General features: G+C 68.4%; 9 protein-coding genes. 4 read left to right on the top strand and 5 right to left on the bottom strand.

Translation table 11 applies throughout. The annotated features are described in order from the left end of the window. Positions 1-101: 101 nt before the first annotated feature. Positions 102-3,224: a type I polyketide synthase gene (locus ABD333_RS06525; RefSeq protein WP_344538581.1), complete on the top strand. Its 3,123-nt coding sequence runs from the start codon at positions 102-104 to the stop codon at positions 3,222-3,224. 2 nt (positions 3,225-3,226) lie between these two features. Beyond that, positions 3,227-4,045 (top strand): thioesterase II family protein, encoded by an 819-nt coding sequence (locus ABD333_RS06530; protein WP_344538583.1) that lies wholly within the window; start codon positions 3,227-3,229, stop codon positions 4,043-4,045. Between the two features lie 74 nt (positions 4,046-4,119). Here ABD333_RS06530 and ABD333_RS06535 read toward each other — a convergent pair whose 3' ends face one another. From ABD333_RS06535 to ABD333_RS06550, 4 genes are all read right to left on the bottom strand, one after another. Next, positions 4,120-4,908 (bottom strand): AfsR/SARP family transcriptional regulator, encoded by a 789-nt coding sequence (locus ABD333_RS06535; protein ID WP_344538585.1) that lies wholly within the window; start codon positions 4,906-4,908, stop codon positions 4,120-4,122. A 108-nt stretch (positions 4,909-5,016) separates the two neighbouring features. After that, a complete protein-coding gene (locus tag ABD333_RS06540; protein WP_344538587.1) occupies positions 5,017-6,639 on the bottom strand; it encodes a long-chain-fatty-acid--CoA ligase in 1,623 nt (540 codons plus the stop codon). Positions 6,640-6,649: 10 nt separating this feature from the next. Next, on the bottom strand, positions 6,650-6,967 hold the full coding sequence (locus tag ABD333_RS06545; protein ID WP_344538589.1) for an acyl carrier protein: 318 nt from the start codon (positions 6,965-6,967) through the stop codon (positions 6,650-6,652). 523 nt (positions 6,968-7,490) lie between these two features. Next, on the bottom strand, positions 7,491-8,717 hold the full coding sequence (locus ABD333_RS06550; RefSeq protein WP_344538591.1) for a cytochrome P450: 1,227 nt from the start codon (positions 8,715-8,717) through the stop codon (positions 7,491-7,493). A 385-nt stretch (positions 8,718-9,102) separates the two neighbouring features. Between ABD333_RS06550 and ABD333_RS06555 the strand changes: the two genes are divergently transcribed. Together ABD333_RS06555 and ABD333_RS06560 are read left to right on the top strand one after the other, a co-directional pair. Further along, positions 9,103-12,531 carry an NACHT domain-containing protein gene (locus tag ABD333_RS06555; RefSeq protein ID WP_344538593.1) on the top strand — a complete coding sequence of 1,143 codons (3,429 nt, stop codon included), beginning with the start codon at positions 9,103-9,105 and terminating at the stop codon, positions 12,529-12,531. Positions 12,532-12,723: 192 nt separating this feature from the next. Beyond that, positions 12,724-14,481, top strand: a complete 1,758-nt coding sequence (locus ABD333_RS06560) for a class I SAM-dependent methyltransferase (protein ID WP_344538595.1) — start codon at positions 12,724-12,726, stop codon at positions 14,479-14,481. Positions 14,482-14,657: 176 nt separating this feature from the next. On the opposite strand, the gene ABD333_RS06565 is transcribed toward ABD333_RS06560, so the two are convergent. Continuing rightward, entirely contained in the window at positions 14,658-15,731 is a 1,074-nt protein-coding gene (locus ABD333_RS06565; RefSeq protein WP_344538597.1) for an epoxide hydrolase family protein, read from the bottom strand. Positions 15,732-15,773 lie beyond the last annotated feature (42 nt).

Here is a 15,773-nt window from a genome sequence, read left to right on the forward strand (position 1 = left end):
TCCTCGCAGAGGCTTCTGATCACCCGCTGACGCCGTTCTGACGTACTCGCCGTCAGCCGTGAAACAGCCGCGTATCAGGACCGCCTGCCATATTGGCCCGCATGACGACGACCGAAGCCGAGCTTGGCGCGGCACGTGAGATCATCCGTGAATACGAGTCGCAGATCCAGCGGCTGCACGAGCCCATCGCGATCGTGGGAATGGGCCTCCGCATGCCGGGCGGCAGCACGACCGGCGACGAGTTCGCCGAATACCTCGGCTCCGGGAGATCCGCGATCGCGTCCATTCCGCCGGACCGGTGGCAGGCTGCCGAGTTCGCCAGGGCCGACGGCAACGGAAAGGGCCGCATAAGCTCCGCCAGCGGGGGATTCCTGACCGGAATCGATGAGTTCGACGCCTCGTTCTTCAACATTTCTCCCAAGGAGGCGCGCTGCATCGATCCGCAGCAGCGCCTGGCCCTGGAAACGTCTTGGGAGGCGCTGGAGAACGCCAATATCGACCCGACCGGGCTCAGGCGCGGCAACGTCGGCGTCTACTTCGGCGCCAGCTCCGCGGACTTCGCGTGGGAGGTCGGGGCGCTCGCCGCGGAGGACCTGGAGGGATACCTCGCCGGCGGGCTCCTGAACGCGGCGGTGGCGGGCCGGGTCTCCTACTTCCTGGGCGCGCGGGGCCCGTGCATGTCGGTGGACACCGCCTGCTCGTCGTCGCTGGTCGCGCTGCACCTCGCGGTCAACGCCCTGCGCGGCGAGGAATGCGAGCTCGCGCTGTGCGGCGGCGTCGGCGTCATCCACCACCCGTACAGCAGCGTGTTGCTCAGCGACATGCAGGCGCTCTCATCCGACGGGCGCTGCAAGACCTTCGACGAGTCCGCCGACGGCTACGGCCGCGCCGAAGGCTGCGGCGTGGTCGTGCTCAAACGGCTCAGCGACGCCGTCCGGGACGGCGACACCGTGCTCGCGCTGGTGCGCGGCACCGCGGTCCGGCAGGACGGCGAGAGCGCCGGGTTCACCGCCCCCAACGGCATCGCGCAGGAGGCGCTCATGCGCGCCGCACTGGCCGACGCGAGGCTGAAGCCGGGCGACGTCCAGTACGTGGAGGCACACGGGACGGGCACGCCGCTCGGCGACCCGATCGAGATGGCCTCGATCGCCGAGGTGTTCGGGCCGTCGCGCAGCACGGAGGATCCGCTCCTGGTCGCCTCGCTCAAGACCAACATCGGGCACATGGAGGCAGCGGCCGGCATCGGCGGCGTGGTCAAGACGGTGCTGCAACTGCGCGGCGGCACCGTGTTCCCGCACCTCAACCTGGACAAGCCGTCCAGCCGTATCGCCTGGGAGACCTGGCCCGTACGTGTGCCCGCCCGATCAGAGCCATGGCGGGCCGAGGTTCGCCGGGGGCTGGTGAACTCGTTCGGCTTCACCGGAACGATCGCCTCAGCCGTTCTGGAGGAGGCGCCCAGCGAGCAGCCGCAGGCGACCCGGTCGCCCGGACCCGTTCGCGGCCACGTGCTGACCATCTCCGCCAAGTCGCCCTCGGCGCTCGCCGCGCAGATCCGGCGCTATCAGGAGTGGTCGGCCGCCCGGCCCGGCCTCGACATCGCCGACCTGTGCCACACCGCCAACGTCGGCCGTGCCCATCTCCGGCAACGGGTGTCCGGTGTGGTGACCGGCCACGACGACCTCGCCGCCCGGCTGGAGGAGATGCTGGCAGCCGTGGAACGTGGCGACAGACCCGGAGGCCAGTCCCGCAGAGTCGCCTTCCTCTTCTCGGGCCTGAATCCCCTCCGCCCGGGCATGGGCGCGGAACTGTACCGGCGGCACCCCGTGTTCGCCGAGGAACTGGACGCCTGCGACGAGCTCCTGACACCGATCGTCGGCCGTCCGATCAAGAGCATGGTGCTGGGGACCTGCGGAACGGAGGACGTCGAGGCGCTCGGCCTGGCCCAGTACGGCCAGCCCGTTCAGTTCGCGATCGAGTACGCGCTGGCCCGCCTCTGGATGTCGTGGGGAGTCAGGCCGGTCGCGGTCGCGGGCCACAGCATGGGCGAGGTCGCGGCGGGCGCGGTGGCCGGCCTGTTCAGCCTCGCGGACGCCGCCACGCTGATCACGGTCCGGGCGCGGCTGATGGATTCGGTGGGCGTGCCCGGCTGCATGGTGTCCGTCGGGGCCGGCGCCGACGCGGTCGCCCCGCTGCTGGCGGGCCATCCGGATGTCGCCGTCGCCGCCATCAACGCGCCCCAGCAGTGCGTCATCTCCGGCGGCCGTGACTCCATAGCGGCGATCACCGCCGAGCTGGTCGCCCGCGACATGGACTTCCAGCGCCTCACGGTGTCGCAGGCCTCCCACTCGCCCCTGATGGCCGAGGTGACCGAGGACCTGCGGGAGGCGCTCGCCGGCGTCCGGTTCACCGAGCCCACGATCACCCTCGTCTCGACGGTGTCCGGCGAGGTCGCCAAGCAGAGCGACTTCCGCGCCGACTACTGGGTGCGCCATATCGCCGAACCGGTGAACTTCATGGCCGCCATGCGGACGCTGGACCGGCGTGGCAAACACCTCTTCATCGAGATCGGCCCGTCCGCGACGCTGTCGTCGCTGGGCAAGCGCTGCGTCCCGCCCGGACGGCACCTCTGGCTGGCCAGCATGCACTCGTCCGACCGAGACGGCCAGGTCATCCTCGACGCGGTGGCGAAGGCCTACGCGGCCGGTCAGCCGATCTCATGGCCCGGCTTCCACCGGGGAGGTCACGGGCGGAAGATCGAGCTCCCGACGTACGCGTTCGACCGCAGGCCGTACCGGCTGCCGGTCGGCCCGGCGGGCGCGGTCGAGCCGGCGTTGCCGACGACAGCGGAGAACGGCGAGCGCAGCGCAGCGGTTTCGGCCACAGCAGAGGGCGGCGAACGCAGCGCAGCGTTGCCGAGCACAGCAGAGAACGACGACCGCAAAGCAGCGTTGCCGAGCACAACGGAGGGCGGCGAGCGCAGCGCAGCGATCATCGAGCTGATCCGGCAGAAGGTCGCCACGGTGCTGGAGTTCCCCGACCTCGCCGACATCGGGGCCGACGACGCCTTCACCGAGCTCGGGATGGACTCGCTTCTCGCGGTCAGGCTCCGCAAGGAACTGTGCGCCTCGCTGTCGATCTCCTTCCCCACGCCAGAGATCTTCAGCAACCCGACGCCCCGCGCGCTCGCCGAGTTCCTCGACGGGCACTTCGAGAAGGTGGGATAGCGATGGACACGACACAGAGCCCGGCGCGTTCCGGCGTACATCCGAAGGCGGACGGATCTGCTGGAGAGAGCCGCTGGTTCAGTCCAGCGGAGCCGCCGCCGGAAGCCCGGACGAGGCTCTTCCTGATGCCCCATGCCGGCAGCGGAGCGGCCGCCTACCGGGGCTGGAGCCGCCTGCTGCCCGCGGAGATCGGCGCGCAGGCGCTGACGTTGCCGGGGCGGCAGAGCCGGCGCGCCGAGCCGCTGCCCGCCGACTGGGAGACACTCCTCGACGACCTTCACGGCGCGGTGCTGGCGGCCCTGGACGATGAACGCCCGTACGCGTTCTTCGGGCATTGCATCGGCGCCATGCTGGCCTACCGGCTGACCGTCCGGCTCGAAGCCGACGGTGATCCGCCGCCGTCGCTGCTCGGCATGTCGGGTTGGTCGCCGAGGGGCTTCTTCCGTGCGCCGCCGGGCCACGAGAAGCTCTCGACGAACGAGTTCGGCGGCCTCTTCCAGGACCTCGGCGCCTTTCCGGAGGAGCTCTGGAGCGATCCGGACATGCTGGATCTGGTGCTGCCGCCGGTGATCGCGGATTTCCGGATCGCGGTGCAGTACGAGGACGACGGGGCCGTGGTGGACTGCCCGCTGGTGTCCTACGCGGGCCGTTCGGACCCGCTGCTGGTCGAGCCGGACGCGATGACGGCCTGGACCGAACGCAGCCGCCGGTATCTCGGGCACCAGGAGTACCCCGGCGGGCACTTCTACGTGGGCGAGCACGCCACCGCCGTCATGTCGGACTTCGGCCGGCGCCTGCTGCGGATCACCGACGACCGCTAGGAGTACCCGGCCATGACCCTGGTGACGCGGGTGCGGGATGGTCGATCATGGCCGAGTACCGGCGAGCACTCCCCTCAGGCGCGGAGCACGGCGTGATCGGCGCCCAGGCGGAGCGCCGGATGGTGGTTGAGGATCGCGTTGAAGAGATTGCGCAACGTGATGGTCGGTTCGACGCCGAGCTCGTCGTCGAGCCGGTCGCGCATCCGGAAGTAGGAGGCCAGCGCCCGCGCCTGCTGCCCGGACCGGTAGAGCGCGATCATGAGTTGCTCGCAGAAGCGCTCGTTCAGCGTCGGCGCCTCGACCAGCTCCGACAGCATCGGGATGATGTCCGTGTGCCGCCCGCCGCGCAACTGCAGGTCGAAGAGCGTCTCCAGCGCCACCACCCGGGCGGTTTCGTAGCGTTGCGCGACCGTCCGGCACAGCGATCCCTGGGCCACCAGGCCGAAGGCCTTGCCGCGCCACAGTGACAGCGCGTCGCGCAGCACGTCGGCCGCCGTTCCCGGATCGGTGGTGCCGAGCAGCCGCGCATTGTCGAGCTTGCGCATGAACACTTTCGCGTCCACCGTTCCGTCCTCCGTCTGCAGGCGATATCCGGAGTGCTCGACGATGAGCCGGGTGGACCGGTCGCCGGCGACGGCGTCTATCCGCCGGCGCAGTCTGCTGATATGCGCCTGCAGCGCGTTCTCCCAGTGCGGAGGAGGCGAGTCGCCCCACAGTTCCGCGACCAGCGAGTCCACCGACACCGGGATTCCCTCGGCGGCCAGCAGTGTCGCGAGCAGTGCGCGCTGGAGTGTTCCGGTCACGTTCACGGGATGATTGGCCGACCGGCATTCCAGCGGCCCGAGTACCAAGAATTCGATCATGTCATGTACCCCCAGGGCTGATTTCTCAGCGAATTCACACCAGGACACGGCGTGAAGGAGCCCCCGATTTTGTGCGGCCGGGCCGGAGGCCCGGCGCGCCCCCGTTCATCACGCTTGCGCGCGCAGCGTTCGACGCAAAACCTTGCCCGTCGGATTGCGGGGCAGACTTTCCACGAAGTCGTACTGGGTCGGAATCTTGAAATCGGCGATCCGGCCACGCAGGAAGACCATGAGGTCGCGCGCGGTCGCCCGCCGATCCGGGTGGAACACGACCGCGGCCTTGACCGCCTGGCCCCATCGTTCGTCGGGCACGCCCACCACGGCGGACTCGGCCACCGCCGGGTGCTCGGCCAGGGCCGTCTCGACCTCCGCCGGATAGATGTTCTGGCCGGCGACGATGATGGCGTCATCCAGCCGGTCGAGGACGAACAGGTAGCCGTCGTCGTCGAGGTAGCCCGCGTCCGGCATGCACAGCCAGCCGTCCACGAGCGCCTTCTTCGTCGCCTCCGGCTGATGCCAGTACTCGATGAAGTCGGCGGGTGTCCTGGCGCGGATCTGGCCGACCTGTCCGGGCGGCAGAACGTCCCCGTCGGAGTTCACGATCCTCACCTCGTTGCCCGGGCACGGCAGCCCGACCGAGCTCAGCTTCGGATTGCCCGGCCTGTGCTCCGCCGGGGCCAGGCACGTGATCCCCGAGCCCGACTCCGCCGCCGCGTACATCTGCGCGAGCTCGCAGTTCAGCCGCTCCATGCACTGGCGCAGCAGCGAAGGCGCGATCGCCGACCCCCCGTAGGTCACCTTGCGCAGTGATGTGAACGCCTGCCGCGTGGCGTCGGGCTCCGCCAGCAGCATCCGCAGCATGGCCGGCGCCGCGAACATGATCGTGACCCCGTCGTCGCGGATGCGCCGCACCGACTCCTCGGCGACGAACATCCTCATGACCACGTGCGTGCATCCGGCCGCGAACCCGACGAGGAACCACCCCATGCCCGCCGAGTGCAGGGCGGAGAAGCAGCTCATGGACCGGTCTTCGGGATACCAGTCGAACCAGTCGACCTCCTCCCGGCTCATGTGCTCGACCAGGGTGAAGTACGAGCGGTGGGCGAGCACGACGCCCTTGGGCAGCCCGGTCGTCCCGCTGGTGTACATCTGCACGACGGCGTCGTCGCGCCCGGTGCCCGGATCGAGATCGTCATCGGGGTGACCGGCCCGCCAGCCGAGGAAGCCGTCCGCCCGCGAGCCGGGCGTGTCCAGCTGGACCACCCTGCCGAGCGACGGCAGGTCCGGCCGGACCCGGTCCACGACCGGCAGGAACTCGCTCTCGACGAACAGCAGCCCGGCGCCGGAGTCCCGCAGCACGTGATCCACCTCGCGCGAGGTCAGCCGCCAGTTGACCGGCACGAGCACGGTCCCGCTCTTGGCGCAGGCGAGCACGATCTCGAAGTAGTGCTCCGACTCGCGGCCGAGGTAGGCGACGCGCGCTCCCCGGCGCAGCCCCTCGGCGATCAGCGCGTGCGCGGTCTGGTTGCTGCGACGGTGCAGCTCCGCATAGGTGACCTCACGGCCCTCGCAGATGACGGCCGGCTGATCTGGACGTCGCCGGGCATGCTCGGCGGACCGCGCGGTGAGCGTCTGCGGATCCGGGTCGTTCACGGCCTGGCGTCCCCTCCATCGGCTGCGCGCAGAGGCGTGCGTCCCCTCGCCCTTGGCCTCCCTGCCGGATGCGGTCATGTGCTGCTCCTCAATCTGTCGGCATTGACAGAGCGCCGAAGAGATCTGCCAGGACCTCGTCGGCCAAATACGATATGAGGCGTTCCATGGTCGGGCTGTTGAAAAGCACGTTCGTGCTCACCCGGCGGCCGAGCTGCGTTTCGAGCCGTTCCTTGATCTCGGTGAGCCCCAGCGAGGTGAAGCCGAGCTCGAAATAGCTCATATCGAACGGAAGGTCCTCGTCAGCCGCCATCATCAGCGTGGACCTGAACTCCGTGACGACGAATTCTTCGAGCTCCTCGCGACGTTCGGACAGCGGAAGACCGTGCAGCCTCTCGATCGCCAGCATATGCTCTTCCAATTTCTTTCCCGCGCCTGCCCGCATGGCTCTTGACAGAACGTCCATTTAATGGCCCGGTGCCGATTTCTCACTTTCTATAGGGAACTTAGCCTGACTTGCTGACACCGAACTGACACAGCCTTGAGTCCACGTCCCGGCCACGTGGTAACGCTTCTTCTGTGATCACTGAGGCGGCTGGTCCGCCGAGTTGACGCACAGCTGTCCTTTGTTTGACAGTCCGTGTTTGTGGAGCCGGCCTCGGGCGGCGCCGGACCGCGCGATGCGGTCCTGGAGGCGGCCAACGTGATCGCGGGGCGCGGTCAAGACGGTGATTTCTCATGTATCGCTCACGGTCGCCGTCTTGACCCGGTTCGGCACCTGGATCTCACTGACCGGTTACGGCCGCTAGGCCGGGCCATGGCAGGCCCCGGAGTCCGTCTTCGTCTGCCGTCGGTGTTCACGGTGAAGATTCGCGCACGATGTGAACGCGGATGACATGATCCTGGCCGAGCGGGACCGCAGATGCGTCGTATTAAGACCAGACCATGTGCAGCCCTTGCGGGCCGCGGTGCATCAGGCTGGGGGCGTACGTCGGTGGCCGGCCGGGGTCCAGCTTCGGGTTGGGGAGTCGCTCGGCCACGGTGTCGAGGATGATCCGTGTCTCCAGACGGGCGAGCGACGCGCCGAGACACGCGTGGATGCCATGGCCGAAGCCGAGGTGCCGGTGGTTGTTGCCGCGTCCCGGGTCGAATCGGTCGGGGTCGGAGAAGACGGCCTCGTCACGGTTGGCGGAACCGAACAGCACCATCACCTGCGCCCCCGCCGGGATGCGAGCCCCGCCGAGCGTGACTTCCTCGGTCGTCGTACGGAACATGCCTTGCACGGGCGTGTCCATACGCAGTCCTTCGGCGATCACGTCCTCGGTCAGAGTCGGGTCGTCCCGGATGGCCCGCAGTATCTCGGGGCGTGCGAGCAACAGCACCAGAAGGTTGCCGATCAGATTGGTCGTGGTCTCGTGGCCCGCGAAGATCAGGACGATCAGCAGATTGACGAGTTCGGCGACGTCCAGCGGCCGGTCGCCGTCGGCGCGCGCGTTGATCAGCGCGGTCAGCAGATCGTCACGTGGCGCGTCGCGGCGCGCTTCGATCTGTGCTGTCAGGTATCGCTGAAACGCGACAGAACCGCGCGCGCACGCGAGCCGCCGCTCATCGTCGGTGCCGGGCGCCCCGAGCGTCACCAGGTCGTCGGTCCAGCGTTTGAGCTGGTCGCGCGATTCGGCGGGAAGGCCGATCAGCGTACATATGATCTCGATCGGCACCGGGTAGGCCAGCTCGGCGATCAGGTCGGCACCGCCGTCGTCCGCGAAGCCGTCCACGAGCCGCGTGACGATCGTCCGAATGCTCGGCTCCAGTGCGGCCACCAGCCGCGGTGCGAACGCGCGGCTCACCAGATTGCGCGTGCGCGTGTGGCCCGGTGGGTCGTCGTTGACGAGCATCGGCAGCTCGGGGTACGCCTCCTGCAACGTCTCGCTGACCGCCGGCGACGCATCGGCGGGCGTACGCATCAAGAAGCGCGAGGAGAAGCGCGCCGTGTCCTTCAGCACGGCCCACACATCGTGGTAGCGGGTGACGAACCACAGTCCGAACTCCGGGCTGTGAAAAACCGGCGCTTCACGGCGAGCGCGCGCGTACAACGGGTACGGATCCTCAAGGTAGGGAGTCTCAAGTCGGTTGAACGTCCACGGCGGCGCAGATCCCACCCGTCCTCCTTGCAATGAGGGTCCTCAACGATACGGCCGAATGGCTTGCTGATGCCCTGCGGGCACTCAGCCCGCCGGGCTCGGCCGCTCCTGGCCACGGCGGCGAGATGGAGAACAGTCGATCTTCGAAGTGCGTCGTCACGGCGTTGGCAGTGGGATCGGCAGTCGTCACAGCCCTTACGCGGCCACGGGGATGACCGTTTCGGTGAGGTGCAGTTACGGCCGTGGTGTTACTGGGTGGATTGGGGGAGTAGGTCTCAAGTTAGACAATTGCGGGGTTCTGCCCGCGATACGGGTGTTAGCTGAGTGGCGCTGTCAAACGGGGTGCCAGGCCGGGACGGCTGGCGAGGCTGGTCCTTCGAGGGGCGATATGAGGCGCGCACAGGTGAGCTTGCTTCTGGTAGCCGCCGCCGCTGCCGTGGTCGCCGGGGGCGTGGCCACCAACCAGGTACTGGACGACGGCAAGCTGAGCTGGCACTGGGCCTATCTGGCGTTCGGCTTCATGGTCCTGGCCTCGGTGTTCACGGTGCACGCGTCGCAGCCGTCCACTGCCGCTGAGAGCGTCGCGCGGACGACGCTGGGTGGTAGGCGCCGGACGTACCTTCGGCAGCTACGCGCGTCCGTCATGGACATGGAAACGATCGGGATCGTGACGCAGGGGGAGTTCGTCCTGCGGATGCGTCAGGTCTACGTGCAGATCAGCCTGCGGCCCCGCGCGGTGCAGGCCGCCGAAGATCCTGGAGTGGGGCTGCTGACCCAGGAGCGGACCGGCGAGCGGCAACCGTTGCGGTCATTCCTGCACGGAGGCCGGGTCCTGGCGGTGATCGGAGCTTCGGGGTCGGGGAAGACCACTCTGGCGCGGCACACGGCTCTGGCCATGTGCGGCTGGCAGGGCTTCAGCTGGCGTCGACGACGGCTTCCGGTGCTGCTCTACCTGCGCGATCACGTCCGGTCCATCGCCGCTGACGAGGCGCCAGGGCTGGCCGAGGTGGCGACCGACGTGGGATGGCTCGACGGCAAGATCGATCCGGCCTGGATGGCGAAGCGGCTGGACAAGGGCCGCTGCCTGGTGCTCCTCGACGGTCTGGACGAGATCGCCGACGAGGGGCAGCGGAAGCGGGTGGTGGCCTGGATACGCCGCCAGATCGAGCGGTATCCCGCGCATACGTTCGTCATCACCTCGCGCCCGCACGGTTATCTGTCGAACCCCGTACCGAACGCCGACGTCCTCCAGGTCCAGAGGTTCGACAGCGACCAGATCGCGGAGTTCCTGCACCACTGGTACAACGCCGTCGAGTGCCGTGCCCGTGGCAGGTCGAGCAGGGAGGTCTCCATCCTCGCCCGGCGGCAGGCCGACGACCTGCTGGAGAAGTTGCGCTCCACGCCGGCGGTCTACGAACTGGCCGCCAATCCGCTCCTGCTGACCATGATCGCCAACGTCCACCGGTATCGCAGTGCGCTGCCCCGCAGCAGAGCGGCCCTCTACGCCGAGATGTGCGACGTGCTCATCCATCGCCGGCAGGAGGCGAAGGACCTCACCGATCCCACGGGCCTCGACGGACCCAAGAAGGAACGAGTGATCCGGCATCTCGCCCTGCACATGATGCGTGGGCAGGCCCGGGACGTTCCTCTCGAAGAGGCGCAACAGGCCGTCCGCCGTCCGCTGAGCCAGGTGACCGGCGGCACCGAGGTCGCACCGGAACTGTTCCTCACCGAGGTGCGCAAGACCGGCTTGCTGATGGGGGAGCACGGGGCGTACGGCTTCGCTCATCTCACGCTCCAGGAGTATCTGGCGGCCGCCCATGTCCGGGAGCAGGCCGACCAGCACCTCTATCTGCTGATCCAAGGAGTCGACGATCCGTGGTGGCGCGAGACCACGCTGTTGTGGGCCGCCGCGAGTGATGCGACTCCCGTCATCGAAGCGTGCCTGGCGTCGGGCACACTCCACGCGCTCACGCTCGCCTTCGACTGCGCGGACGAGGCGCTCGAAGTGAGTCCGGGCACGCGCGCCCGGCTCAACGAGCTGCTCACCACGTCCAAGACGACCGACCACGATGACGAGCAGGCCAGGCAGCGCTTGAGGATCATCGCCGCCGTCACCGCGTCGCGGAACCTGCGCGAGGTCGTCTGGCTGGGAACGAACGCCGTCAGCGCCCAGCCCGTCTCACGGGACCTCTATGATCTGTTCGCCTCCCACGAGCGTGCCGTCGGACGCCACACCCGGCCTCTGGCCCCCGTCCCGGCCGTGGCCGGCACTCGCGCGGCGACCGGCTTCCTGGCCGACGACGTCCTCCGTTTCGTCGCCTGGCTCAACACGCTGTTCGATGACGGTACGAGCTACCGGCTGCCGGCCGCCGCCGAGCTGGATCACCCGGACGCGCCGCTGCTCTCGGCGCTGGCACGGCATACGGTCTGGACCGTCGACGGTCATCAGCCGGTACTGCACCAGCCCAAGGGCGTTCCATGGCCGTACGCTCCAACCGCGGACCAGCTCGCGGCCTTTCCCGGCAGCGTTCTCCTGTGCCTGCGTCCGGCCCTTCACCTCGCCCAGCTCGGGGCGGTGAAACCCGATCCCCGCTATCTGCTGGCTCACATGCAGGCGCACGCCGGGTCGCTGGACGCTTCGTCCTCCCGGCCGCCCGTGACCGAGGGCGTCGTCGCGCTGAGCCGGGCACATGAACTCGCTCGTACTCTCGATCTGGCGATCGGTCTCACGATCGACCTTCGCGGGGCGGACGAACGGTACCTGGGCGCAGGCCTGAACCTGGCGATGGCCATAGCCCACGCTCTTGCCCTTGACCTGGAGTGGGCGTGCCATCTCAACGAAGGCGTCGATCTCGACGACGACGGCACGCTCATCCGCGACCTGAGCAACCCGGGCGAGCTGCACAACGTGCGCAAGCGGATTCGCGACCTGGTCACGCGTCTCGACGGCGCATGCCGGGACGATCCCGGCGTGGCCACGCTCGCCCGCGATCGTGATCTCGCTCGGCAGTACGCCAGGAGCGACGAGGACACCGAGGTTCGCGACGTGCTGAGAGCGGCGCTCAGGATCGACGGTCGCGAGGCTCGCAATCTCGACGTCGTCACGACGTTCGCCCGAAACGGTGCCCTGGTCGCGGCCATCGAGCACGCCCGGGTCATCACCGTCAGCCTCGGCCCGCCCGAGAGATACCCCGACGACATCGGCCGGGCCAAGACCCTTAACAAAGCACGGGAAATGTCGCGCGACATTTCCCGTGCGCTCGTCCGGGACGCCTCCCGCGATGTCGCCTGGCGTATCAGCGCCGACCTCGGCAAGCGCTACCCGGAGACCTTGACGGCCGTGGTCTATGCCTGCCGAACACTGCTGCGCGCTTCGCCGCCCGACATTTGGGTGCCGCAATCACCTGTCGGGCACGATTTCTCCAGACCCTGGGAACGCCAGGAGCTCGAATACTTCCTCACCGACCTCCTGGCCGCCGGTACGCCCGACATGGCCCACGCCACCGAGGACCCAGCACGCACCATGCGGCAGGCAGTGGAGTCGCTGGGAATGTCCCCTGACCGCCGCGACCACGTCGCGATACCCCTCGTCCAGCAGGCGAGCGCCCTCCTGACCCCCTTGCTGAACCGCACCGCTCCTGCGGATCCTGAAGTACTGGCCGTGGCAGGAGCCGGACTCATCGCGGCACTCGTACTCCTCCGTGCGCAGGCACCCCAGAACGACGCGGTCGTATCGCTGCTCAACTCCGCACTGGGAACGATCATCACCGTGTACAACCGCTCGTATGCGGCGACCCCCAACGAGACCGTCTTCCTCGTCCGCAACTAGATCGGCGCCCGGCCCGCTCCACCACCCCGCCGGCAAGCGGACCATCTTGTGGATCTTGCTCATCGCATGAGCAGACAGTGCCAGTAAACACTGGCATTATACCGCTAGTTGCTGGCAAGATGCTTCGGGGGGACGCGGATGTGGTGGGCGATAGTGGTGTTGGCGTGCGCGTACGTCATCGATGCCCTCAGGTTGAGGCGGCGGCTAGACCGTCTTGCGGAGCTGAGCGAGCCGGATCGGGAATCGCCGCACGGCGACTATGTACTTGTCCTGGCCGAAGGAGTCGAGGTCTGCGACCGGACCCGGCGTGCCGCCACGGCCCACGCGTGGCAACGGGGCCTGGCCGTGCTGGATCTCGTGCCCCGTGACCTGCCCGTCGAGGCGGCCATGGACCTGGCGCGCGTGGTCGACCCGCGGGCCTATCGAGCCGACCGGATAGGGCTGGGCAGGGGCGCGGGACACGCGCTGCTCATCGACAAGGCCGTCGCCGGGCGCCTGGGCGTCACGCGCCGCAGCGGACTGGGCCCCGGTGAGATGGCCGAGATCACCGTACGGGCCAAGCAGTACGCGGTCGGCTCCGCGGCGGATCTGGTCGTAGCCGAGTTCACCGCGCTCCACAACAGAGAGGGCCGGCGAACGTGGCTGACCGCACTGTCGGTCATGGTGCCGCAGAACTTCACGGTGCCCCGCATGATCGCGGCCTCCGTCATCGGGTACGTCCTCGTGCTGAGCGGGCTGCTGCTGGATCCGCTCTTGGGCCTGCTCCCGATCGTGGCCTATTCCAGCGTCCCGTACCTGGTCACCGCCGGCCTGCCGCTCAGACCCCGCGACCGGCGCACCGCAGCCTGCCTGCGTCTGCTGCTCGTACCGCTCTCCTGGTGGCGGACGCTGCGGTCACCCAGCACGACCTGGGAGCAGGCACGGGCAGAGCAGCACGAGAAGTCCCGCGCCTGGCACCAGCAGTTCCTCGATCCCGGATTCTTCGAGCCGCGCCGCGGCACCTGCCCATGGTGCGGATCGGCCGCCCTCGGCACTCACCTGGTCACGCGCGACACGATGATGGTCAAGCCGGGCCGGTTCGTCCTCGAACGCTGCCTCGACTGCCGCCACATCTTCCAGAACCCGCGCCTGAACGCCAAAGGGCTCCAGTTCTACTACCGCGACGTCTACGACGGGCTGTCCGCCGGCAACGCCGAACAGATCTTCAGTGGCCAGTCCCACTGGTACCGGGAACGTGCCAACCTCGTCGCGGCACACGCCAGCCCGCGTACCTGGCTGGACGTCGGAGCAGGACACGGCCACTTCTGCGCGACGGCCGCCGACGTGCTGCCCGACACCGCCTTCGACGGGCTGGACATCGGCGCCGGCATCGAAGAGGCCCACCGCCGCAACTGGGTCCGGCACGGTCTGCGAGGGGAGTTCCGCGCGCTCACCAGTGAGCTGGCCGGCCGCTACGACGTCGTGTCGATGAACCACTATCTGGAGCACACCACCGACCCGCTGGCTGAACTGGACGCCGCGGCGACCACCCTGCGCCCCGGCGGCCACCTCCTGATCGAGCTCCCCGACCCCGACGCCTGGGCGGGCCGATTCCTGCGCAGCTTCTGGATCGCCCTGCTGCCACCACAGCACCTGCACATGATTCCCCTGGCGAACCTCACTGCCGCCCTCACCGAACGAGGCTTCGCCATCATCTCGGCCGAACGCGACGGGGTACGCGTCGAAGGCGACTTCACCGCCGCAGCCCTCGTCCTCGCCAACGTACTGGGCCCAGACCCGCACCGCCCCTGGGCCCCCACCCGCCGCACAGGCACACTCAGACAAATCCTGGCCTACACCGCAGTCGTCCCGCTAATCCTCACCGCCATCCTCACCGACGCCGCCATACGAATACTGCGCCCGAAAAACAGCAACTCCTACCGAGTCCTAGCCCAAAGCCCACCCCCCTGACCACGAGCCGGACGTCACATTCCGTGGTCGGCCAATGACGCCACCTCGCCGACCTAGACGAACACCTTCACATGGTCGAGCTCCTGGAGGACGCCATCGCGCCCTGCCTGATGGGCACCTCGCGCCTCAGAGGTCATCTCTCAGAGGGTCGTTGATATGGGGTGGGGTGCGCTTGCCTAGAGTGCCCGGTAGAAGGCGCGGATGTCCTGGGCTAGCTGTTTCGGCTGCTCCAGTGCGGCGAAGTGGCCGCCGCGTTCGAACTCCGTCCAGTGCACGATCGTGTCGGTCTGCTCGGCGAACTTGCGGACGGGCAGTGCGATGTCGTGCGGGAAGACGGCCACGCCGGTGGGCACCGGTGAGCGCTCCGGCATGCTCCAGGCGTGGGCGAACTCCCAGTAGATCTGGGCGGCGGATGAGGCGGTGTTGGTGAGCCAGTAGATCATCACATTGGTGAGCAGGTAGTCGCGGTCGATCTCTCCGTCGGTCCACTCCTTGAACTTTTCGGCGATCCAGGCGAGCTGTCCGGCGGGCGAGTCGGCCAGGCCGTAGGCGAGGGTCTGCGGCCGGGTGGACTGGATGGCCATGTATCCGCCGAGATCGCCGGTGAAGCGCTCAAGGCCCTCGATCCGGGCGCGGTCCTTCTCGTCGAGGTCGTCAACGGGGCCGGTGGGGAAGGTCAGCAGGTAGTTGATATGGATTCCGACCACGTGGTCGGGGGCGACGCGTCCGAGCTCCCGGGCGACTCCAGATCCCCAGTCGCCGCCCTGCGCACCGTATCTGTCATAACCCAGCCGTGCCATGAGCTGCGCCCAGGCGCGGGCGATGCGGTTGAGCGTCCACCCGGCGTCCGGCTGCGGACCGGAGAATCCGAATCCCGGAAGGGAGGGGATGACCAGGTGAAAGTCTCGCGACAGCGGTTCGATCACGTCCAGGAACTCCACGACGGAGCTGGGCCAGCCGTGGGTGAGGATCAGCGGCAGCGCGTCGGGGTTGGCCGAGCGAACGTGCAGGAAGTGGATCCGCTGACCGTCGATGTCGGTCAGGAACTGCGGGTAGGCATTGAGCCTGGCCTCGTAGACGCGCCAGTCGTAGGTCGTGGCCCAGTACTCGAGGAGTTCGGCGAGGTAGGAGACCGGGACGCCCCGTTCCCAGCCGGCGCTGGGCACCTCGCTGGGCAGGCGCGTCCTGCCCAGCCTCTCGCGGAGGTCGTCGATGTCGGCCTGCGGGATGTTGATGCTGAAGGGTTCCATGTCGACTACCCTCCACCTCATCTAGGCAACATAATTGCCTAG

Source organism: Actinomadura fulvescens, from assembly GCF_039533225.1.
In the GTDB taxonomy this organism is placed as follows: Bacteria; Actinomycetota; Actinomycetes; order Streptosporangiales; family Streptosporangiaceae; genus Spirillospora; species Spirillospora fulvescens.